Origin of the sequence: Pimelobacter simplex, from assembly GCF_900114845.1 — a bacterium.
In the GTDB taxonomy this organism is placed as follows: Bacteria; Actinomycetota; Actinomycetes; order Propionibacteriales; family Nocardioidaceae; genus Nocardioides; species Nocardioides simplex.
In genome coordinates, this window is record NZ_FOUK01000005.1 from 378184 (window position 1) to 398909 (window position 20726).

The 20726-nt window shown below is 71.2% G+C and carries 20 protein-coding genes; 18 read left to right on the forward strand and 2 right to left on the reverse strand.

Annotated elements, in window-relative coordinates:
- Window positions 1–24: 24 nt before the first annotated feature.
- On the forward strand, window positions 25–663 hold the full coding sequence (locus BM223_RS21920) for an MBL fold metallo-hydrolase (RefSeq protein ID WP_038676739.1): 639 nt from the start codon (window positions 25–27) through the stop codon (window positions 661–663).
- A gap of 57 nt (window positions 664–720) precedes the next feature.
- Complete coding sequence (locus tag BM223_RS21925) at window positions 721–1407, forward strand: hypothetical protein (RefSeq protein WP_038676740.1); 687 nt, start codon at window positions 721–723, stop codon at window positions 1405–1407.
- Between the two features lie 11 nt (window positions 1408–1418).
- Here BM223_RS21925 and BM223_RS21930 read toward each other — a convergent pair whose 3' ends face one another.
- On the reverse strand, window positions 1419–2372 hold the full coding sequence (locus tag BM223_RS21930; RefSeq protein WP_082003534.1) for a L,D-transpeptidase family protein: 954 nt from the start codon (window positions 2370–2372) through the stop codon (window positions 1419–1421).
- Between the two features lie 64 nt (window positions 2373–2436).
- Here BM223_RS21930 and BM223_RS21935 point away from each other — a divergent pair, with 64 nt between their 5' ends.
- The 16 genes from BM223_RS21935 to BM223_RS22010 all read left to right on the forward strand — a co-directional run bounded on the left by BM223_RS21935 (window position 2437) and on the right by BM223_RS22010 (window position 19944).
- Entirely contained in the window at window positions 2437–3126 is a 690-nt protein-coding gene (locus BM223_RS21935; protein ID WP_038676742.1) for a demethylmenaquinone methyltransferase, read from the forward strand.
- 343 nt (window positions 3127–3469) lie between these two features.
- Window positions 3470–3826, forward strand: a complete 357-nt coding sequence (locus tag BM223_RS21940; RefSeq protein ID WP_038676743.1) for an NADH-quinone oxidoreductase subunit A — start codon at window positions 3470–3472, stop codon at window positions 3824–3826.
- Between the two features lie 3 nt (window positions 3827–3829).
- Window positions 3830–4387 carry a NuoB/complex I 20 kDa subunit family protein gene (locus BM223_RS21945; protein ID WP_038676745.1) on the forward strand — a complete coding sequence of 186 codons (558 nt, stop codon included), beginning with the start codon at window positions 3830–3832 and terminating at the stop codon, window positions 4385–4387.
- The gene (locus BM223_RS21950) at window positions 4384–5115 is read left to right on the forward strand and encodes an NADH-quinone oxidoreductase subunit C (protein ID WP_038676748.1); all 732 of its coding nucleotides are present in this window, start codon (window positions 4384–4386) and stop codon (window positions 5113–5115) included. Before BM223_RS21945 ends, BM223_RS21950 begins: the two co-directional genes overlap by 4 nt.
- Complete coding sequence (locus tag BM223_RS21955) at window positions 5115–6452, forward strand: NADH-quinone oxidoreductase subunit D (protein ID WP_038676750.1); 1338 nt, start codon at window positions 5115–5117, stop codon at window positions 6450–6452. The genes BM223_RS21950 and BM223_RS21955 overlap by 1 nt, the downstream gene beginning before the upstream one ends.
- Window positions 6449–7162, forward strand: a complete 714-nt coding sequence (gene nuoE, locus BM223_RS21960; RefSeq protein ID WP_038676752.1) for an NADH-quinone oxidoreductase subunit NuoE — start codon at window positions 6449–6451, stop codon at window positions 7160–7162. The genes BM223_RS21955 and nuoE overlap by 4 nt, the downstream gene beginning before the upstream one ends.
- The gene (gene nuoF / locus BM223_RS21965) at window positions 7159–8469 is read left to right on the forward strand and encodes an NADH-quinone oxidoreductase subunit NuoF (RefSeq protein WP_038676754.1); all 1311 of its coding nucleotides are present in this window, start codon (window positions 7159–7161) and stop codon (window positions 8467–8469) included. Before nuoE ends, nuoF begins: the two co-directional genes overlap by 4 nt.
- Window positions 8466–10880 carry an NADH-quinone oxidoreductase subunit G gene (locus BM223_RS21970; RefSeq protein WP_038676756.1) on the forward strand — a complete coding sequence of 805 codons (2415 nt, stop codon included), beginning with the start codon at window positions 8466–8468 and terminating at the stop codon, window positions 10878–10880. Before nuoF ends, BM223_RS21970 begins: the two co-directional genes overlap by 4 nt.
- Window positions 10877–12169, forward strand: coding sequence for an NADH-quinone oxidoreductase subunit NuoH (gene nuoH / locus BM223_RS21975; RefSeq protein WP_038676757.1), 1293 nt, complete (start codon window positions 10877–10879; stop codon window positions 12167–12169). The genes BM223_RS21970 and nuoH overlap by 4 nt, the downstream gene beginning before the upstream one ends.
- On the forward strand, window positions 12162–12752 hold the full coding sequence (gene nuoI, locus BM223_RS21980; RefSeq protein WP_052138207.1) for an NADH-quinone oxidoreductase subunit NuoI: 591 nt from the start codon (window positions 12162–12164) through the stop codon (window positions 12750–12752). Before nuoH ends, nuoI begins: the two co-directional genes overlap by 8 nt.
- A complete protein-coding gene (locus BM223_RS21985) occupies window positions 12749–13549 on the forward strand; it encodes an NADH-quinone oxidoreductase subunit J (RefSeq protein ID WP_082003535.1) in 801 nt (266 codons plus the stop codon). Before nuoI ends, BM223_RS21985 begins: the two co-directional genes overlap by 4 nt.
- On the forward strand, window positions 13542–13835 hold the full coding sequence (nuoK, locus tag BM223_RS21990; protein ID WP_028657221.1) for an NADH-quinone oxidoreductase subunit NuoK: 294 nt from the start codon (window positions 13542–13544) through the stop codon (window positions 13833–13835). The genes BM223_RS21985 and nuoK overlap by 8 nt, the downstream gene beginning before the upstream one ends.
- Before the next feature lie 64 nt (window positions 13836–13899).
- Complete coding sequence (nuoL, locus tag BM223_RS21995; RefSeq protein WP_052139223.1) at window positions 13900–15795, forward strand: NADH-quinone oxidoreductase subunit L; 1896 nt, start codon at window positions 13900–13902, stop codon at window positions 15793–15795.
- On the forward strand, window positions 15792–17324 hold the full coding sequence (locus BM223_RS22000) for an NADH-quinone oxidoreductase subunit M (RefSeq protein WP_038676760.1): 1533 nt from the start codon (window positions 15792–15794) through the stop codon (window positions 17322–17324). Before nuoL ends, BM223_RS22000 begins: the two co-directional genes overlap by 4 nt.
- Window positions 17324–18925: an NADH-quinone oxidoreductase subunit NuoN gene (gene nuoN / locus BM223_RS22005; RefSeq protein ID WP_038676762.1), complete on the forward strand. Its 1602-nt coding sequence runs from the start codon at window positions 17324–17326 to the stop codon at window positions 18923–18925. The genes BM223_RS22000 and nuoN overlap by 1 nt, the downstream gene beginning before the upstream one ends.
- On the forward strand, window positions 18922–19944 hold the full coding sequence (locus tag BM223_RS22010; protein WP_038676764.1) for a polyprenyl synthetase family protein: 1023 nt from the start codon (window positions 18922–18924) through the stop codon (window positions 19942–19944). The genes nuoN and BM223_RS22010 overlap by 4 nt, the downstream gene beginning before the upstream one ends.
- A gap of 10 nt (window positions 19945–19954) precedes the next feature.
- On the opposite strand, the gene BM223_RS22015 is transcribed toward BM223_RS22010, so the two are convergent.
- Window positions 19955–20686 (reverse strand): SDR family NAD(P)-dependent oxidoreductase, encoded by a 732-nt coding sequence (locus tag BM223_RS22015; RefSeq protein ID WP_038676766.1) that lies wholly within the window; start codon window positions 20684–20686, stop codon window positions 19955–19957.
- Window positions 20687–20726 lie beyond the last annotated feature (40 nt).

Here is a 20726-nt window from a genome sequence, read left to right on the forward strand (position 1 = left end):
GCGGGTGCGGACTACCGTGGGCCCATGCGACTGACGAAGTTCGGCCACTCGGCGGTACGGATCGAGCACGACGGCACCACCGTGGCCGTCGACCCCGGCGTCTGGAGCCAGCGCGAGGCCGTCGAGGGCGTCGACGCGGTGCTCATCACCCACGAGCACGTCGACCACTTCCACCCCGACCACCTGCGCGCCACCGACGCCCCGATCTACACGATCGCCGCGGTGGCCGCGCAGATCCGCGAGAACGCCCCCGACGTGGCCGAGCGGGTGAGCGTCGTACGGCCTGACGAGAGCTGGACGATCGGCAGCCTCGGCGTCCGTGCGGTGGGCGAGCTGCACGCCGTCATCCACCCGGAGCTGCCGCGCTTCGACAACAGCGGCTACCTGCTCACCGCCGGCGACACGACGGTCTTCCACCCCGGCGACGCGCTGACCGGGCCCGGGGTGCCGGTCGACGTCCTCCTGGCGCCGGTCTGCGCGCCCTGGATGCGGGTCAGTGAGGGCGTCGACTTCGCCCGCTCGCTCGGCGCCGCGCGCAATGTCGCCATCCACGACCGGGTGTTCTCGCCCGAGGGGCTGGGCATCGTCGACCTGCAGTTCGGTCGCTTCCTCGAGGCGGCGGGTCTGGAGTACCGGCGGCTCGCCGACGGCACGGATCTCTAGCGCCCCTACGGCGGCCCCCTGAGGGCCGCTCTCAGGCAGAGCGGGCATGATGGCCCGATGCCGATCGCTCGTTCCACCATCGCCGGCGCCGTCACCGGCGTCCTCCTGCTCGGCGGAGCCGTCGGCTTCGCCGTCGGCCTGCCCAAGGTCTCCGAGGACCCCGGCGCGTCGATCTCGGCCGACAGCCTGCCGAAGCTGCCGGACCGCCTCGACGACCGCATGGTCGCGCTGTCCCGGATCACCGCCGAGGACGCCGGCACGACCAACCCCGAGGACATCAAGGCGATCGACCAGATCGCGACCGCGGCCGCCGACGGCGACACCAAGGCGTCGAGCAAGGTCGCCTCGATCTACGGTCCGTCCGAGGTCCGCGCCTACATCGACGTCAAGGCGATGGCCCAGGCGACCGCCCAGAGCGCCCCGGCCCAGGTCGCGGTGACCGTGACCGCGGGCGGCACCGGCCTGGTCATCCCGAGCGGCCCGTTCGAGATCAACCAGAACGGCGGCTCCCACTACGAGCTGCGCGAGGTCGGCGGCCACCGCTGCGCCGTGGCCTGGCAGCAGCCGACCGACCCCACCACCGGGATGCCGACCGAGGGCGACGTCCCGCCGGGCAGCTACCAGACCGAGTGCCGCACCGAGCGCGACGGCCTGTCGTACGACGTGTACGCCACCGGGCTCTCGCCGGACGAGGCCGCGAGCTACCTCGACCTCGTCCTGGAGCGCACGGCCTCGGACGACTGAGCCGAGGCCGCTCAGCTCCAGTAGATGACGACCCGGTCGCCCACGGTGACCTGGTCGAACAGCCAGGCGACGGCGTCCTGGTCGCGGACGTTCACGCAGCCGTGCGAGGCGCCGTTGTAGCCGTGCGCCGCGAAGTCCGGCGAGTAGTGCACCGCCTGCCCGCCGGAGAAGAACATCGCGTAGGGCATGGACGTGTGGTAGAGCGTCGACACGTGGTCGCGGCTCTTGCGCTGGATCGAGAACACGCCCTCGCGGGTGGGCAGCTCGGCCGAGCCGAAGCGGACGTCGACGGTCTTGCGGACCTGGCCGTCGACCACCCAGCGCAGCGTCCGGCTGGACTTGTCGATGCACAGCACCCGCCCCGTGGTGCACCGCGCGTCGAGGGGACCCGGCGTGTTACCGCCCCCGCCCGGCGGCGGCTGGTTCGTCAGCTCGGCCTGCGTCGGCGGACGGGTCATCTCGTGGAGCCGGTCGAGCGTGCGCCGGTCGACCTCGCCGGTGACCTCGAAGCCGCGCTTGGCCTGGAAGCCGCGGATCGCCTCGGTGGTGACCGGGCCGTACTTGTCGGTGACGTCGCCGGTGAACCAGGCGATCTGCTTGAGCCGCGCCTGGAGGTCGCGGACCTCGGGGCCGATGTCGCCGGGGGAGAGCAGCGCCGGGCCGGCCGGCGGGGGACCGGGGTCCTTGGGGGGCGGCGCGGGCGTGGAGGGGGTCTCGCTCGGAGTGTCGCCGGGGGAGTCGCTCGGGGTGTCGCTCGGCTCGGACGCCGGGTTGCCGATCGGCTTGGTGCCGGGCCGACTGGCCGGCTCGTGGGCCCGCGGGGTCGAGTCGGCGCGGGGCGCGTCCTCCCAGGGGAGCTTGTCGCCGCGCACGGCCCAGCCGACGCCGTAGGCCAGGACGGAGCAGAGCGCCGCGACCACGGTGACGACCGTGATCCGGCGGGCGATGCGCAGCTTTGTCTTCATGCTCAGGTAGACGCTGCGGGCGGCCGGTTGGTTGCGCGCGATTTCACGCGGCTAGGCTGCCGCGGTGGCCCGCGCAGAGCTCGACAAGCAGCCCGCCGACGTTCGACGGATGTTCGACACGGTCGCGCGGCGCTATGACCTGACCAACGACATCCTCTCGTTCGGCCAGGACCGACGCTGGCGCCGCGAGGTGCTCGCCGCCGTCGACCCGTCGTACGGCGACCGGGTGCTCGACCTCGCCGCCGGCACCGGCACCTCGAGCCAGCCCTTCCGCGACGCCGGCGCGGACGTCGTCCCGTGCGACTTCTCGATCGGCATGCTCCAGGTCGGCAAGAAGCAGCTCCCGCACCTGCCCTTCACGGCGGGCGACGGCACCAAGCTGCCCTTCCGCGACGCCACCTTCGACGCCGTCACGATCTCCTTCGGGCTGCGCAACATCGTCGACCCGGGCGCCGGCCTCGCCGAGATGCGCCGCGTCACCAAGCCCGGTGGCCGCCTGGTCGTGTGCGAGTTCAGCCACCCCACCTGGTCGCCGTGGCGGACCGTCTACATCGAGTACCTCATGAAGGCCCTCCCCGCAGTCGCCCGCACCGTCTCCTCGGCCCCGGACGCCTACGTCTACCTCGCCGAGTCCATCCGCGCCTGGCCCGACCAGCGCGGCCTCGCCGACCTCATCGCCGACGCCGGCTGGCAGCGACCGCAGTGGCGGAACCTGTCGGGCGGGATCGTCGCGCTCCACCGCGCCACCGCCTGAGACTCGTTCAGGCCCGCCGAAGTGCGGGGGTTGCGGGCTCGAAGTGCGGAGGTTGCGGGTGCGAGGTGTGCGCGCGGAGGAAGACGGCCCGGCAACCCGCGCACTTCGACCCCGCAACCCACGCACTTCGAGCCCGCAACCCGCGCACTTCGCGGGGCACTGACAGCACCTGATTTTCGCAAACCTGTCGTGCGTTAAATCCCCAGGTCAGGCGCGGTTTTCGGTCGGTCAGGCGGGACGGATGTGGCATTGCCCACCCCCCTGTGACGGGCCCGTTCCGGGGTGGCAGTATGTGTTCCACGCCACTAGTGATTCTGTTCACAAGATCACGAGAGGGAGGCTCATGGAGCTCTACACGCCGGTGCTCGTCCTGGCGGCACTCGCCGCGTTGTTCGCGGTCGGGTCGGTCGCCATGAGCACGATGGTGGGGCCGAAGCGCTACAACCGCGCCAAGTCCGACTCCTACGAATGTGGCATCGAGCCGACGCCGCAGGCGTTGAGCGGCCGCTTCCCGGTGAAGTACTACATCACCGCGATGCTCTTCATCGTCTTCGACATCGAGATCATCTTCCTCTACCCGTGGGCCGTCCGTTTCGACGCGATGTCCTGGTTCGGGCTGGTCGAGATGGTCCTGTTCATCGCCACCGTCTTTGTCGCGTACGCCTATGTGTGGCGCCGCGGCGGATTGGACTGGGACTGACCCATGGGCATCGAGGAGAAGCTCCCCAGCGGAGTCCTGCTGAGCACGGTCGAGGGGCTGGCCGGCTACATGCGCAAGGCCAGCTTCTGGCCGGCGACGTTCGGGCTGGCGTGCTGCGCGATCGAGATGATGACGAGCGGTGGGCCGAAGTACGACCTCGCCCGGTTCGGCATGGAGGTCTTCCGGGCCAGCCCGCGGCAGGCGGACCTGATGATCGTCGCCGGGCGGGTGAGCCAGAAGATGGCGCCCGTGCTGCGCCAGATCTACGACCAGATGGCCGAGCCCAAGTGGGTGCTGGCGATGGGCGTGTGCGCGAGCAGCGGCGGGATGTTCAACAACTACGCGATCGTCCAGGGCGTCGACCACGTCGTCCCCGTCGACATGTACCTCCCCGGCTGCCCGCCGCGCCCGGAGATGCTGATCGACGCGATCCTCAAGCTCCACGACAAGGTCCAGCACGACACCCCCTTCGGCAAGAACCGCGAGGCGCAGATCCGCGAGCTCGAGGCCGAGGCGCTGGTGGCGCTGCCGACCGGTGACCAGCGGGGGCTGCTGCGATGAGCGACGAGAAGGCCGACAAGCCCGAGACGGCGGTCGAGCAGCGCGCGACCGACCAGTCGCCCGAGAACGCCCCCGAGGCGCTGGGCGAGCCGGGCCTCGAGATCCGGGCGGTCGGCGAGCGGCGCGGGATGTTCGGCGTCCAGGGCTCCGGCGACACCAGCGGGTACGGCGGCCTGGTGGCCCCCGTGGTCCTGCCCGGTGCCGCGCAGCGTCCCTACGGCGGCTGGTTCGACGGGGTGGCCGACCGGCTCGACCCGCTGATCGAGCAGGTCGTGATCCACCGCGGCGAGATCACCTTCCACGTGCGCCGCGAGCACCTGCTCGAGATCGCGCAGAAGCTGCGCGACGACCCGGACCTGCGCTTCGAGCTGCTCTCCGGGGTCAGCGGAGTGCACTACCCCGGCGACGCCGGGCGCGAGCTGCACGCGGTCTACCACTTCATGTCCTTCACCTGGAACCGCCGGATCCGGGTCGAGGTGGCCGCCCCCGACGCCGACCCGCACGTCCCGAGCCTGGTGCCGATCTACCCGGCGGCCGACTGGCACGAGCGCGAGACCTGGGACATGTTCGGGCTGCAGTTCGACGGGCACCCGGCGCTGACCCGGATCCTGATGCCCGACGACTGGCCGGGCCACCCGCAGCGCAAGGACTACCCCCTCGGCGGCATCCCCGTCGAGTACAAGGGCGCGAGCGTCCCACCGCCGGACCAGCGGAGGAGCTACAACTGATGAGCACCGACTTCTACGCCGACAGCGCGGACACCAGCGACGGCAAGGTCTTCACCGTCTCGGGCCAGGACTGGGACGAGATCGCCGCCGGCATGGGCGACAACGACGCGGCCGAGCGGGTCGTGGTCAACATGGGCCCGCAGCACCCGTCGACGCACGGCGTGCTCCGGCTGATCCTCGAGATCGAGGGCGAGACGGTCACCGAGGCCCGCTGCGGCATCGGCTACCTGCACACCGGCATCGAGAAGAACATGGAGTTCCGCTCCTGGACGCAGGGCGTCACGTTCTGCACCCGGATGGACTACCTGAGCCCGTTCTACAACGAGATGACCTACGTGCTGGGCGTCGAGCGGCTGCTCGACATCGAGGACCAGATCCCCGAGAAGGCCCAGGTCATGCGGGTCCTGCTCATGGAGCTCAACCGGATCTCCTCGCACCTGGTCTGCATCGCCACCGGCGGCATGGAGATCGGCGCGCTGACCGTGATGACGATCGGCTTCCGCGAGCGCGAGCTGGTGCTCGACCTGTTCGAGCTGATCACCGGGCTGCGCATGAACCACGCGTTCATCCGCCCCGGCGGTGTCGCCCAGGACATGCCCCCGGGCGCGCTCGACCAGATCCGCGACTTCGTGGCGCTGATGAAGAAGCGGCTCCCCGAGTACGCCGCCCTGTGCAACGCGAACCCGATCTTCAAGGCCCGCCTCGAGAACGTCGGCCACCTCGACCTCGAGGGCTGCATGGCGCTCGGCCTGACCGGGCCCGTGCTGCGCAGCACCGGCTACGGCTTCGACCTGCGCAAGGCGCAGCCGTACTGCGGCTACGAGACCTACGACTTCGACGTGCAGACCTGGGACACCTCCGACTCGTACGGCCGGTTCCGGGTCCGCCTCAACGAGATGTGGGAGTCGCTGCGGATCATCGAGCAGGCCGCCGACCGGCTGGCCCGGCTCGAGGGTGCCCCGGTGATGGTGGCCGACAAGAAGGTGGCCTGGCCCAGCCAGCTGTCCATCGGCAGCGACGGCATGGGCAACAGCCTCGACCACATCCGCCACATCATGGGCGAGTCGATGGAGGCGCTGATCCACCACTTCAAGCTCGTCACCGAGGGCTTCCGGGTGCCGGCCGGCCAGGCGTACGTGCCGGTCGAGTCGCCGCGCGGCGAGCTCGGGGCGCACGTCGTCTCCGACGGCGGCACCCGTCCCTTCCGGGCGCACTTCCGCGACCCGTCGTTCAACAACCTCCAGGCGATGGGCGTGATGAGCGAGGGCGGCCAGATCGCCGACGTCATCGTCGCCATCGCGAGCATCGACCCGGTCATGGGAGGCGTCGACCGATGAGCACCCAGCCCCTCGACGACAAGACGATCGCCGAGCTGCGCGAGATCGCGGCCCGCTACCCCGAGCCGCGCTCGGGCCTGCTGCCCATGCTCCACCTGGCGCAGTCGGTCCAGGGCCGGATCACGCCCGAGGGCATCGAGGCGTGCGCGGCGATCCTCGAGATCAGCGCCGCCGAGGTCAACGGCGTCGCGACCTTCTACACGATGTACAAGCGCCACGGCGTGGGCGACTACCACGTCGGGGTGTGCACCAACACGCTGTGCGCGGTGATGGGCGGCGACGCCATCTTCGAGCGGCTCAAGGACCACCTCGAGATCGGCAACGACGAGGTCGCCGCCCAGCGCCAGGGCGACTCGCGGACGGTCAGCCTCGAGCACATCGAGTGCAACGCCGCCTGCGACTACGCGCCGGTCGTGATGGTCAACTGGGAGTTCATGGACAACCAGACGCCCGAGTCGGCGGTCCAGATGGTCGAGGCGCTGCGCGCCGGCCACGAGGTCAGCTCGACCCGCGGCCCCAAGCTCTGCACCTGGCGCGAGGCCGAGCGGGTGCTCGCCGGCTTCCCCGACGGCCGCGTCGACGAGGGGCCCACCGCGGGACCGGCGTCGCTGGCCGGACTGCAGATCGCCCGCGAGCGCGGGTGGACCGCCCCCGACCCGGCAGCCCTGCCGGCCGTCGAGGCAGCACAGAAGGCGGAGGGCCAGCAGTGACCGACACCCTGACCCCGGTCCTCACCGACACCTGGGACGCCGAGCAGGGCTGGAAGCTCGCCACCTACGCGGCCAAGGGCGGGTACGCCGCCCTCGACGTCGCGTTCGCGCAGAGCCCCGACGACGTCATCGCCACCGTCAAGGACAGCGGTCTGCGCGGCCGCGGTGGTGCCGGCTTCCCGACCGGCATGAAGTGGTCCTTCATCCCGCAGGACAACCCGAAGCCGAAGTACCTCGTCGTCAACGCCGACGAGTCCGAGCCGGGCACCTGCAAGGACATCCCGCTCATGATGGGCAACCCGCACGTGCTCGTCGAGGGCGTGATCCTCAGCTCCTACGCCATCCGCGCCAACAAGGCGTTCATCTACATCCGGGGCGAGGTCGTCCACGTGATCCGCCGGGTGCAGGCGGCCGTCGCCGAGGCTTACGCCGCCGGCCACCTGGGCAAGGACATCCACGGCTCGGGCTACGACCTCGACGTCGTCGTCCACGCCGGTGCCGGGGCCTACATCTGCGGCGAGGAGACCGCGCTGCTCGAGGGTCTCGAGGGACGCCGTGGCCAGCCGCGGCTGCGCCCGCCGTTCCCCGCGGTGGCCGGTCTCTACGCCAGCCCGACCGTCATCAACAACGTCGAGTCGATCGCGTCGGTGCCCGCCATCGTCAAGAACGGCGCAGCCTGGTTCGGCGCCATGGGCACCGAGAAGTCCAAGGGCCACGGCATCTTCTCCCTTTCGGGCCACGTCGCCAGGCCCGGTCAGTACGAGGCGCCGCTCGGCATCACGCTGCGCGAGCTGCTCGACCTGGCCGGCGGCGTCCGCGAGGGCCACCAGCTGAAGTTCTGGACGCCGGGCGGCTCCAGCACCCCGCTGCTCACCGCCGAGCACCTCGACGTCCCACTCGACTTCGAGGGCGTCGGCGCGGCCGGCTCGATGCTCGGCACCCGCGCGCTGCAGATCTTCGACGAGACGGTCTGCGTGGTGCGCGCCGTGCTGCGCTGGACGGAGTTCTACAAGCACGAGTCCTGCGGCAAGTGCACGCCCTGCCGTGAGGGCACCTGGTGGCTGGTGCAGGCGCTCACCCGGCTCGAGAACGGCCAGGGCGCCGAGGAGGACCTCGACCAGCTCCTCGACCAGTGCGACAACATCCTGGGCCGCTCGTTCTGCGCGCTCGGCGACGGCGCGACGAGCCCGATCTCCAGCTCCATCCAGTACTTCCGCGACGAGTACCTCGCCCACCTGAGCCACGGCGGGTGTCCCTTCGACCCCGCCCGCGCGACCGCCTGGGCCGGACAGGAGGTGACCGCATGAGCGCCCCCGAGATCGAGAAGACCGACCTGGTCACCGTCACCATCGACGGCGTCCAGGTCAGCGTGCCCAAGGACACCCTGGTGATCCGCGCGGCCGAGGAGATCGGCGTCCAGGTGCCGCGCTTCTGCGACCACCCGCTGCTGGCCCCGGCCGGTGCCTGCCGGCAGTGCCTGGTCGACGTCCCGGACGCCGGCAACGGTCGCGGCTTCCCCAAGCCGCAGGCGTCGTGCACGCTGCCGGTCGCCGAGGGCATGGTGGTCAACACCCAGGTCACCAGCCCGGTCGCCGACAAGGCGCAGCAGGGCGTGATGGAGCTGCTGCTCATCAACCACCCGCTCGACTGCCCGGTGTGCGACAAGGGCGGTGAGTGCCCGCTGCAGAACCAGGCGATGTCCAACGGCCGTGGCGAGTCGCGCTTCTCCGACGAGCGCAACCGCGGCGTGAAGCGGACCTTCCCCAAGCCGATCAACCTCTCGCCGACCGTGCTGCTCGACCGCGAGCGCTGCATCGTCTGCCAGCGCTGCACCCGCTTCGCCGACGAGATCGCCGGTGACCCGTTCATCGCCCTGGTCGAGCGCGGTGCCCAGCAGCAGATCGGCATCGCCGAGGACGCGCCCTTCCTCTCGTACTTCTCGGGCAACGTCATCCAGATCTGCCCGGTCGGCGCGCTGACCTCCGAGCAGTACCGCTTCCGCTCGCGGCCCTTCGACCTGGTCTCCACGCCGGGTGTCGCCGAGCACGACGCGTGCGGCTCCGCGATCCGGATCGACCACCGCCGCGGCAAGGTGCTGCGCCGCCAGTCCGGCGACGACCCGGCCGTCAACGAGGAGTGGATCACCGACAAGGACCGGTTCGCCTTCGCCTACACGCAGGCCGACGACCGGATCACCTACCCCCAGGTCCGCGACGACGACGGCGCGCTGCGCCCGGCGTCCTGGCCCGAGGCGTTCGCCGTCGCGGCCCGTGGCCTGGCGGCGGCCACGGCAGACCGGGGCGTCGGCGTGCTCACCGGCGGCCGGCTGAGCGTCGAGGACGCCTACGCCTACGCCAAGCTCGCCCGGGTTGCGCTCGGCACCAACGACATCGACTTCCGGGCCCGCCCGCTCTCCGCCGAGGAGACCGACTTCCTGGCCAGCCACGTGGTGCTGACCGGTCCCGAGGCGGGCGCGGTCACCTACGCCGACCTCGAGACCGCCGCCAAGGTCGTGCTCGTCGGCCTCGAGCCCGAGGACGAGGCCGGCGCGATCTTCCTGCGCCTGCGCAAGTCGGTCCGCGCCGGCGGCACCGAGGTGGTCGCGCTCGCGCCGTTCACGACGCGCGGGCTCGACAAGCTGTCCGGCCGCCTGGTCCCGACCGTGCCCGGCACCGAGCCGGCCGCGCTGCGCGAGCTCGCGGGTGAGCTCGACGCGACCAGCGTCCTGCTCGTGGGGGAGCGGCTCGCCGTCGTCCCCGGGGCGCTGAGCGCCGCCGCCGAGGTGGCCGCCGCCACCGGTGCCCGGCTGGCCTGGGTGCCGCGCCGCGCCGGTGACCGCGGGGCGATCGAGGCCGGCTGCCTGCCCACCCTGCTGCCCGGCGGCCGTCCGGTCGCCGACGCGGGCGCCCGGGTCGACGTCGCCACCGCCTGGGGCGTCGCGCACCTGCCCGAGACGCCGGGCCGCGACGCCGACGCCATCGTCGCCGCGCTCGGTGCCGGCGAGCTGTCCGGCCTGGTCGTCGCCGGGGTCGACCCCGACGACACCGCCGACCCCGTCGCCACCCGCGCCGCGATCGCGGCGGCCGGCTTCGTCGTCGCGCTCGACCTGCGCCGCACCGAGGTCACCGACGCGGCCGACGTCGTCTTCCCGGTCGCGCCGACCACCGACAAGTCCGGCACCTTCGTCAACTGGGAGGGGCGGGTCCGCTCCTGGGAGGCCGCGCTGCACCACCCGGCCTCGCTGCCCGAGCTGCGCGCACTCTCCGGCATCGCCGACGAGCTCGGCACGCCGCTCGGCTTCCGCACCGTCGACGAGGTCCGTGCCGAGATGGGCCAGCTCGGCCCCTGGGACGGCGCTCGCGCCGCCGCGCCGAGCGTGGCCGCCGACGCCACGGCCCCCGCCGACGGCGTCCACGCGCTGGCCACCTGGAAGCAGCTGCTCGACAACGGCTCGCTCCAGGACGGCGACAAGTACCTCAAGGCGACCGCGCGCACGCCGGTCGTCCTGGTCCCACCGGCGCTCTACGACCGGCTCGGCCCCACCGTCACCCTCACCGGCGACCGCGGGTCGATGACGCTGCCGGCCGAGATCTGCGACGACCTCGTCGCCGGCACCGTCTGGGTGCCGGCCAACTCGGTCGGCAACGGCGTCCTGGCCGACCTGGCCTCCCCGGGCACCGGGGTCACCGTCTCCGGAGCGGAAGGGGTGCACGGATGAGCGACGGGCTGAGCGCGTTCGGCAACGATCCCTGGTGGGTGATCGGGCTCAAGACGCTGCTGATCTTCGTGATCCTGGTCCTGCTGACGCTCTTCAACATCTGGTGGGAGCGCCGGGTCGTGGCCCGGATGCAGCACCGGATCGGTCCCAACGTGCACGGTCCCTTCGGCCTGCTGCAGTCGTTGGCCGACGGCGTGAAGCTGGCGTTCAAGGAGGACCTGATCCCCAAGGCCGCCGACAAGGTGGTCTTCGTCCTGGCGCCCGTGATCGTGGTGGTGCCGGCGTTCGTGACGTTCAGCGTCATCCCCTTCGGCCCCGAGGTCAGCTTCTTCGGGCACCAGACGCCGCTCCAGCTGACCGACATGCCGGTCGCCGTGCTCTTCGTCATGGCGATCGCCTCGATCGGCATCTACGGCATCGTGCTCGGCGGCTGGTCGAGCGGCTCGACGTACTCCCTGCTCGGCGGCCTGCGCTCCAGCGCGCAGATGATCTCCTACGAGGTCGCCATGGGCCTGGCCCTGGTCGCCGTCTTCATGTACGCCGGCTCGATGTCGACCAGCGACATCGTCGCCGCCCAGGACAACCTGTGGTTCGGCCTGATCCTGCTGCCGTCGTTCATCATCTACACGATCGCCATGGTCGGTGAGACCAACCGCGCGCCGTTCGACCTCCCCGAGGCCGAGGGCGAGCTGGTCGGCGGCTTCCACACCGAGTACTCCAGCCTGAAGTTCGCGCTCTTCTTCCTGGCCGAGTACATCAACATGGCGACGGTCTCCGCGCTCGCGACCACGCTGTTCCTCGGCGGCTGGCACGCGCCGTTCTGGATCGACCACGTGTGGGAGGGCGCCAACCAGGGCTACTGGCCGGTGCTCTGGTTCTTCGGCAAGGTGCTGTTCTTCATCTTCATCTTCATCTGGCTGCGCGGCTCGTTGCCGCGGCTGCGCTACGACCAGTTCATGGCGTTCGGCTGGAAGCGGCTGATCCCGATCTCGCTGGTCTGGATCGTCGCCGTCGCCACCATGCGGGTCGCCCGCAACGAGGGCGTCTTCGACGAGGGCTTCAGCAGCAACCCGCAGTTCTGGCTGATCGTGATCGGCGTGGTGCTGGCGGTCCTGCTGCTCACGTTCTTCCTGCCCGAGAAGGACGCCGACGAGGCGGTGGCCGCGCCGGCCGCCCCGCGTGCCGGTGGCTTCCCGACGCCGCCGATGCCCGCGGGAGGTGCGGTGCGCGGTGCCGCGGCGCCGATCGTCTTCCGCTCCGAGGCCGACCGAGAGGTGAGCAATGGCTGACAAGCCCACGGACCAGAGCCCGCAGGGGCCCACGCTCAAGGAGCAGCTCTGGGACCCGGTGGCCGGGTTCGGCGTCACCTTCCGGACGATGTTCCGCAAGGTGGTCACCGAGCAGTACCCCAAGGAGAAGCTGCCCACCGCGCCGCGCTTCCACGGCCGCCACCAGCTCAACCGCTGGCCCGACGGCCTCGAGAAGTGCGTCGGCTGCGAGCTGTGCGCGTGGGCCTGCCCGGCCGACGCGATCTACGTCGAGGGCGCCGAGAACATCGACGGGCCGGTGACCGGCGCCGACGGCGACGCCGAGTCGGGCCGCTACTCCGCCGGCGAGCGCTACGGCCGCGTCTACCAGATCAACTACCTGCGCTGCATCCTCTGCGGCCTGTGCATCGAGGCGTGCCCGACCCGGGCGCTCACGATGACCAACGAGTACGAGCTTGCCGACGACAGCCGGGCCAGCCTGATCTACGAGAAGTCCGACCTGCTCGCCCCGCTGCTGCCGGGCATGGAGCAGCCGCCCCACGCGATGCTGCTCGGCAACGACGACGACTACTACCGGGGCGAGTTCAAGGAGGACCGGTCGTGATCGCGTTCTGGGTGCTCGCGCCGATCATGGTGGTCGCGGCGCTCGGCCTGCTGTTCGTCCGCAAGGCGGTGCACGCGGCCCTGCTGCTGGCGGTCGTGATGATCAGCCTCGCGATCCTGTACGCCGTCCTCGAGGCGCCGTTCCTCTTCGCGGTGCAGATCATCGTCTACACCGGCGCGATCCTGATGCTCTTCCTGTTCGTGCTCATGCTGGTCGGCGTCGACGCCTCCGACTCCCTGGTCGAGACGATCAAGGGCCAGCGCGCGATGGCCTGGTTCGTCGGCCTGCTGTTCGTGGTGACGATGGTCGTCGCGCTCACCCAGCTGACCTTCACCAGCTCGGCGGGGCTCGACGAGGCCAACGCCGGCGGCAACGTCCAGGCGCTGGCCGACCTGCTCTTCTCGCGCTACGTCTTCATCTTCGAGGCGACGAGCGCGCTGCTCATCACGGCCGCCGTCGGCGCGATGGTCCTGGCCCACCGCGAGCGGCTCTCGCCGAAGCAGACCCAGGCCGACCTCGCCGCCCAGCGGCTCAAGGCCTACGCCGAGACCGGCGCCCACCTCGGTCCGCTGCCTCCGCCCGGCGTCTACGCCCGGCACAACGCGGTCGACACCCCGGCGCTGCTGCCCGACGGCAGCCCCGCGCCGGCGTCGGTCTCGCGGGTGCTGGCGGCCCGCGGCACCATGCAGTCCGCCGGCCTGACCGACATCGAGGCGATCAAGGCGCAGCTCGGCGTCGACGACGACCGCGACGACGACCGCGACGACCGCGACGACAAGGGGGAGTCCGATGACTGAGTACGTCGTCCTGAGCGCCATCCTCTTCACCATCGGCTCGATCGGCGTGCTGACCCGGCGCAACGCGATCGTGGTGTTCATGTGCGTCGAGCTCATGCTCAACGCCTGCAACCTCGCCTTCGTCGCGTTCGCCCGCCAGCACGGCAATCTCGACGGCCAGGTCGCGGCGTTCTTCGTCATGGTCGTCGCCGCTGCCGAGGTGGTGGTCGGCCTCGCGATCATCATGACCATCTTCCGGACCCGTCGCTCGGCCTCGGTCGACGACGCGAGCCTGCTGAAGTTCTGAGAGGCCCTGGCCAGTGAACGCACTCTCCGCGCTGTCCCTCGCGGCCACCGAGACCCATGTCCCGGTGGTCGCGCCGACCGACGCGAGCGGCCCCTTCCAGCTGCTCTGGCTGATCATCGCGCTGCCGCTGCTCGGCGCCGCGGTGCTGCTCCTCGGCGGCCGCCGCACCGACAAGTGGGGTCACCTGCTCGGTACGGCGACGTCCGCGGCGTCGTTCGTGCTCAGCCTGGTTCTCTTCGTCAACCTCCTCGGGCGCGACGAGGGTGAGCGGCAGATCAGCCAGCACCTCTACGACTGGATCCAGGCGGGCCGCCTCGACGTCGGCCTCGACCTGCTCTACGACCCGCTGTCGGCGCTCTTCCTGCTGCTGATCACCGGCGTCGGCTCGCTGATCCACGTCTACTCGATCGGCTACATGGCGCACGACCCGCGCCGGCGCAGGTTCTTCGCCTACCTGAACCTGTTCGTCGCGGCGATGCTCATGCTGATCCTCTCCGAGAACTACGTGGGCCTCTTCCTGGGCTGGGAGGGCGTCGGCCTCGCGTCGTACCTCCTCATCGGCTTCTGGCAGCACAAGCCCTCCGCGGCCGCGGCGGCCAAGAAGGCGTTCGTCATCAACCGGGTCGGCGACATGGGCCTGGGCCTGGCGATCTTCCTGATGTTCGTCACCTTCGGCACGACCAGCTTCACCGGCATCAGCGAGCTGAGCGGCGGCGCGACCACCACGACGCTCAACTGGGTCGGCGTCCTGCTGCTCATCGGCGCCTGCGGCAAGTCGGCCCAGGTCCCGCTCCAGGCCTGGCTCCTCGACGCCATGGAGGGCCCGACGCCGGTCTCCGCGCTCATCCACGCGGCCACCATGGTGACCGCCGGCGTCTACCTGGTCACCCGCTCCAACTTCATCTTCGAGCTCGCCCCGACCGCGCAGACCGTCGTCGTGATCGTGGCGACCGTGACGCTGCTGTGGGGCGCGATCATCGGCTGCGCCAAGGACGACATCAAGAAGGGCCTGGCCGGCTCGACCATGAGCCAGATCGGCTACATGATGCTCGGCGCCGGTCTCGGCGTCGCGGGCTACGCGTTCGCGATCTTCCACCTGCTGACCCACGGCTTCTTCAAGGCCAACATGTTCCTCGGGGCCGGCTCGGTGATGCACGCGATGGACGACGACGTCGACATGCGCCACTACGGCGCGCTGCAGAAGGCGCTGCCCATCACGTTCGCGACGTTCGCGCTCGGCTTCCTGGCGATCATCGGCATCCCGCCCTTCGCGGGCTTCTGGTCCAAGGACAAGATCATCGAGGTCGCGCTCACCGAGAACCCGATCGTGGGCATCTGCGCGCTCCTGGGTGCGGGCATCACCGGCTTCTACATGACCCGGATGATGCTGATGACCTTCTTCACCAAGAAGCGCTGGGAGAAGGGCGTCCACCCCCACGAGAGCCCGCTCGTGATGACCATCCCGCTGATGGTCCTCGCCGCGCTCTCCGCCCTCGGCGGCCTGATGCTCGCCGGCAACTGGATCGTCGACTGGCTCAGCCCGGTCGTCGGTCACGCCGAGCACGCGGAGCCCCCGCTGCCGGTCATCGTGCTGACCGTCATCACGATCGCGGTCGTGCTCGCCGGCGTCGGCCTGGCCTGGTTCCTGGTCGGCCAGCGCGACGTGCCGCGCACGGCACCCGCCGACGTCTCGTTCGCCACCCGCGCGGCCCGGGCCGACCTCTACGGCGACGCGATCAACGACGGCCTCGTGGTCAACCCGGGCAAGGCCGGCGTCCGCAGCCTGGTCGCGGGCGACCGGACGCTCGTCGACGGCCTCTTCACCGGCGGGGCCACCGTGCTCGCCGGCACCGGAGAGCTGCTGAGGCGCCTGCAGAACGGCTACGTACGGTCCTACGCCCTCGGCATCCTCGGCGGCGCCGTTGTCCTCGTCCTGACCCTGGTGGCGGTGAACCTGTGAACGACTTCCCGATCCTCAGCCTGCTCGTCTGGCTCCCGATCGCCGGTGCCGTCGCGGTCGCGCTGCTGCCGCGCCACCTCGCCAAGGTCACCGGTCTCGGCGTCGCGCTGGCCACGCTGGTCATCGGCGTGGTGGTCGCGGCGTCCTACGAGCTCGACGGCGGCACCCAGCTGCGCGAGGAGCACGAGTGGATCGAGGCCTTCGGCGTCCACTACGCGCTCGGCGTCGACGGCCTGGCGCTGCTCCTGGTGCTGCTGACCGTCCTGCTCGTGCCGCTCGTGCTCGGCGCCGAGTGGTTCAAGTCCGACGCCGAGGGCAGCGCCGGCGCGCGCGCCTTCTTCGCCTGGGCGCTCGCGCTCGAGGGCCTCTCGCTCGCCGTCTTCTGCGCGACCGACGTCTTCCTGTTCTACGTCGTCTTCGAGGCCACGCTCATCCCGGCCTACTTCCTGGTCGGCGGCTTCGGCCGCGAGGGCCGGGGCGCGGCGGCGCTCAAGTTCCTGATGTTCCAGCTCGCCGGTGGCCTGATCCTGCTCGCCTCCGTGATCGGCCTCTACGTCGTCTCGGCCCAGCAGGGCACGCCGTCGTACCTCCTCTCGGACCTGCAGGACCTCGACATCGCGACCGGTCCGGGCCGCTGGCTGTTCTTCGGGTTCTTCATCGCGTTCGCGATCAAGGCACCGCTGTTCCCGCTGCACACCTGGCTCGCCGACACCACCGAGAAGGCGACGCCCGGCACCGGCGTGCTGCTCGTCTGCATCCTCGACAAGATCGGCACGTTCGGGATGATGAGGTTCTGCCTGGGGATCTTCCCCGAGGCCTCGCAGTGGGCGACGCCGCTGGTGGTCACGCTCGCGCTCATCTCGATCGTCTACGGCGCGCTCGTCGCGATCGGCCAGGACGACGTCTTCCGGCTCATCGGTCTCACCTCGCTGAGCCACTTCGGCCTGATCACGCTCGGCATCTTCACGATGACCAGCCAGGGCAACACCGGCGCGATCCTCTACATGGTCAACCACGGCCTCGGTACCGCCGCGCTCTTCCTGGTCGCGGGCTACCTCAGCGAGCGCCGGGGCACGCCGCTGATCAGCCGCATGGGCGGCCTCGAGAAGGTGACGCCGGTGCTCGCCGGGCTCTTCCTCGTCGCCGGCCTCGCGACCCTCGGCCTGCCCGGGCTCTCGCCGTTCGTCAGCGAGTTCCTGGTGCTGATGAGTGCCTTCCAGTACGCCTGGTACGTCGGCGCGATCGCGATCACCGCGGTCGTCCTGGCCGCGATCTACGTGCTCTGGATGTACCAGCGCACCATGACCGGCCCGACCCCGCCCGAGGTCGAGGGCACCAAGGACCTCGGCGTCCGCGAGATCGCCGCCGTCGCGCCGCTCGTGGTGGCGCTGGTGTTCCTCGGCTTCTACCCGGCGCCGCTGCTCGACGTGAGCAACCCGATGGTGGGTGACCTGATGCAGCAGGTCGGCGTCCACGATCCGGCACCCACGGTGGAGCATGCCGGCAACGAGACCGAGGAGGCGCACTGATGGAGTTCGTGAAGCCCGAGCTCGAGTACGCCGAGCTCCTCCCGCTCCTCATCGTCCTCGGCGGCGCCTGCGTGGGCGTGGCGATCGAGGCGTTCGTGCCGCGCGGCCTGCGCCGGCTGCCCCAGATCGTCCTCTCGGCACTGGTCGTGGTGGGCGCCCTGGTCGCGACGATCCTGGTCGGCACCCACCTCGACGAGCACACCGGTGCCGCCGGCGCGACCGGTCGCGGCCTGGTCGGCGCGATGGGCAGCATCGTGGTCGACGGCCCGACGATCTACCTCTGGGCACTCATCCTGGTCTTCGCCCTCGGTGGCGTGGCGCTCTTCGCCGAGCAGCGGCTCGAGGGCGGCGTGTCCGCCTTCACCGGCCAGGCGGCGGCGCTGCCCGGCACCGAGGGGGAGCGCGAGGCCTCCACCCGCGGCCTCGACCACACCGAGGTCTACCCGCTGCTGCTCTTCGCGGTCGGCGGCATGCTCATGTTCCCGGCGTCCGGCGACCTGCTCACCATGTTCGTCGCCCTCGAGATCCTCTCGCTCCCGCTCTACCTGCTCTGCGGCCTGGCCCGGCGCCGGCGCCTGCTGAGCCAGGAGGCGGCGATGAAGTACTTCCTCCTCGGCGCCTTCGCCTCCGGCTTCTTCCTCTACGGCGCCGCGCTGGTCTACGGCTACGCCGGCTCGGTCACCTTCGCGGGCATCAACGAGGCGGTCCGTGCGGGCGCCGACAACCACGTCCTGCTGCTGGCCGGCATCGGCCTGCTCGCCGTCGGCCTGCTCTTCAAGGTCGGCGCCGCGCCCTTCCAGGCCTGGACCCCCGACGTCTACCAGGGCGCGCCCACCGCGGTCACCGCGTTCATGGCGGCCGGCACCAAGGTCGCCGCGTTCGGCGCCCTGCTCCGCCTCATGTACGTCGCCTTCGGCGGCGAGCGCTGGAGCTGGCAGCCGATGCTCTGGGTGATCGCGATCGCCTCGATGGTCCTCGGCGCGGTCCTCGCCATCGTCCAGAGCGACGTGAAGCGGATGCTCGCCTACTCCTCGGTGGCCCACACCGGCTTCCTGCTCGTCGGCGTGCTCGGCGTCCAGAGCGCGGGCGAGCTGGCCGACGGCCAGTACACCTCGCTCGAGGGCGTGCTCTTCTACCTCACCACCTACGGCTTCGCGATGATCGGCGCCTTCGCCATCGTCACGCTGGTGCGCGACGCGGGCGGCGAGGCGACGGCGTACGACCGGTGGGCCGGGCTGGGCCGGACCTCCCCCCTGGTGGCCGGCGCCTTCGCCTTCTTCCTGCTCTCGATGGCGGGCATCCCGCTCACCGCGGGCTTCATCGGCAAGTGGGCGGTCTTCACCTCCGCGATGTCGGCGGGCGCCTGGCCGGTGGTCCTGGTCGCGATCGGGTGCAGCATCGTGGCCATCACGTTCTACGTGCGCCACATCCGGCTGATGTTCTTCACCGACCCCCACCCGGACGGCGCCGGCACGGTCACCCGCTCGTCCCTGCTGACCTCGGGGACCATCGTCGTGTGCCTCGTCGCGACCCTGGCGCTGGGCATCCTGCCGGGCCCGGTTCTCGATCTGGTCACCAGTGCGGGAGACTTCATCAGGTGACCTCCGCTGCGCGTCCCGCCGACCTGGCCCTGCCGATCGACGACCCCGCCCTGGCCGACCGGCTCAGGGCGCGGATGGCGTCCGTCGAAGAGGCGCTCTACGGCCATGCGGCGAGCCGGACGACGTACGTCACCGAGGCGGCGCGGCACCTCCTCGCCGCCGGCGGAAAGCGCTTCCGGCCGCTGCTCGTGCTCCTCGCCGCCGAGGCCGGACCGCGGCCCGAGGCGCCCGAGGTGCTCACCGCGGCCTGCGTCGTCGAGATCACCCACGTGGGCTCGCTCTACCACGACGACGTCATGGACGAGGCCGCGCTGCGCCGCGGCGAGGACTCCGCCAACGCGCGCTACGACAACCTGGTCGCGATCCTGACCGGTGACTTCCTGTTCGCCAAGTCCTCCGAGCTGACTGCCGAGCTCGGCCCCGAGGCGGTCAAGATCCAGGCCGAGACCTTCACCCGGCTCGTCGAGGGCCAGATCCTCGAGACGGTGAAGCCCGGCCCCGGCGAGGACGCCCTCGCCCACTACCTCGACGTCGTCGCCGGCAAGACCGGCTCGCTCATCGCCACCTCGGCCCACTACGGCGCCCGCTTCGCGGGGGCCGAGCCGGCCGTCGTCGACGCGCTGACGGCCTACGGCGAGCTCGTCGGCACCGCCTTCCAGCTCTCCGACGACATCCTCGACATCGCCTCCGAGACCGAGGAGTCCGGCAAGACGCCGGGCACCGACCTCAAGGAGGGCGTCCCGACGCTCCCGGTCCTGATGGCCCGTGCGTCCACCGACCCGGCCGACGCCCGTCTGCTCGAGCTGCTCGACCCCGAGCGCACCGACCTCGCCGCCGACGCCGACCTCCACGCCGAGGCGCTCGACCTGCTCCGCAAGCACCCGGCCATGGCCGAGGCGCAGGCCTACGTCGTGGCCCGGGCCCAGGAGGCCAAGCAGCTGCTCGAGGTGCTCCCGCAGGGTGCGGTCCGCGGGGCTCTCGAGGCGTTCGCCGACGTCGTGGCGGTCCGCTCGGCCTGAGCTCGCCCGCTCAGGCGAGCGAGCGGCCGCCGTCGACGGTGAGCCGCTGGCCGGTCACGAACGACGCCGCCCGGGCGGCGAAGAAGGCGACCGCGTTCGCGACGTCGTCCGGCGTGCCCATCCGGGCGACCGGGACGGTGGCGAGGTAGCCGGTGACGTCGACGCCCTCGTGCCGCTCGACCGGCACGAAGCCGGGCGCGACCGCGTTCACGGTGATCCCGCGCCCGGCCAGCTCGACCGCCCAGGCCCGCATCAGCCCCACCTGGGCGCTCTTCGCGGTGGCGTAGGCCGAGCGGCCCGGCGGTGGCCGGTCCACCACCTCGGAGTCGACCATCACGATCCGCCCGGCGCCACTGGCGGTCAGGTCGTCGAGCAGGGCGTCGAGCAGCAGCACCGGGCTCCGGGCGAAGAAGTCGAGCTGGTCGAGGTGGTCGCGCCAGCTCGTGTGCTCGACGGCGATGTCGGGCTGCGGGCCGGTCGCGTTGAGCACGAGCGTGCGGACCGGGCCGAGCGTGCGTCGTACGCCGTCGACGAGGGTGGCGACCTGGTCGGGGTCGGTGACGTCCCCGAGCGCCGGCGCGGCGGTGCCGCCCGCCGCCCGGATGCGCGCGATGACGGCGTCCGCCTCGTCCGGGTCGAGGCCGTTGACCGCCACCGTGACGCCCTCGGCGGCGAGCCGGGCGGCGATGGCGGCGCCGAGCCCGCGGGTGCTGCCGGTCACCAGGGCGACGTCGGGCTCCATCCCGCCACCCTAGGACCACGCCCCAGGCGGAGCAGCCAGC

Excerpts from the sequence above, each read along its gene's own strand:
- BM223_RS21930 (WP_082003534.1), bottom strand. The coding sequence starts at position 2,372 with ATGAAGACAAAGCTGCGCATCGCCCGCCGGATCACGGTCGTCACCGTG.
- BM223_RS21970 (WP_038676756.1), top strand. The coding sequence starts at position 8,466 with ATGAGCGCCCCCGAGATCGAGAAGACCGACCTGGTCACCGTCACCATC.
- BM223_RS21945 (WP_038676745.1), top strand. The coding sequence starts at position 3,830 with ATGGGCATCGAGGAGAAGCTCCCCAGCGGAGTCCTGCTGAGCACGGTC.
- BM223_RS21950 (WP_038676748.1), top strand. The coding sequence starts at position 4,384 with ATGAGCGACGAGAAGGCCGACAAGCCCGAGACGGCGGTCGAGCAGCGC.
- nuoK (WP_028657221.1), top strand. The coding sequence starts at position 13,542 with ATGACTGAGTACGTCGTCCTGAGCGCCATCCTCTTCACCATCGGCTCG.
- nuoH (WP_038676757.1), top strand. The coding sequence starts at position 10,877 with ATGAGCGACGGGCTGAGCGCGTTCGGCAACGATCCCTGGTGGGTGATC.
- BM223_RS21920 (WP_038676739.1), top strand. The coding sequence starts at position 25 with ATGCGACTGACGAAGTTCGGCCACTCGGCGGTACGGATCGAGCACGAC.
- BM223_RS21940 (WP_038676743.1), top strand. The coding sequence starts at position 3,470 with ATGGAGCTCTACACGCCGGTGCTCGTCCTGGCGGCACTCGCCGCGTTG.
- nuoE (WP_038676752.1), top strand. The coding sequence starts at position 6,449 with ATGAGCACCCAGCCCCTCGACGACAAGACGATCGCCGAGCTGCGCGAG.
- BM223_RS22015 (WP_038676766.1), bottom strand. The coding sequence starts at position 20,686 with ATGGAGCCCGACGTCGCCCTGGTGACCGGCAGCACCCGCGGGCTCGGC.
- BM223_RS21955 (WP_038676750.1), top strand. The coding sequence starts at position 5,115 with ATGAGCACCGACTTCTACGCCGACAGCGCGGACACCAGCGACGGCAAG.
- BM223_RS21925 (WP_038676740.1), top strand. The coding sequence starts at position 721 with ATGCCGATCGCTCGTTCCACCATCGCCGGCGCCGTCACCGGCGTCCTC.
- nuoN (WP_038676762.1), top strand. The coding sequence starts at position 17,324 with ATGGAGTTCGTGAAGCCCGAGCTCGAGTACGCCGAGCTCCTCCCGCTC.
- nuoI (WP_052138207.1), top strand. The coding sequence starts at position 12,162 with ATGGCTGACAAGCCCACGGACCAGAGCCCGCAGGGGCCCACGCTCAAG.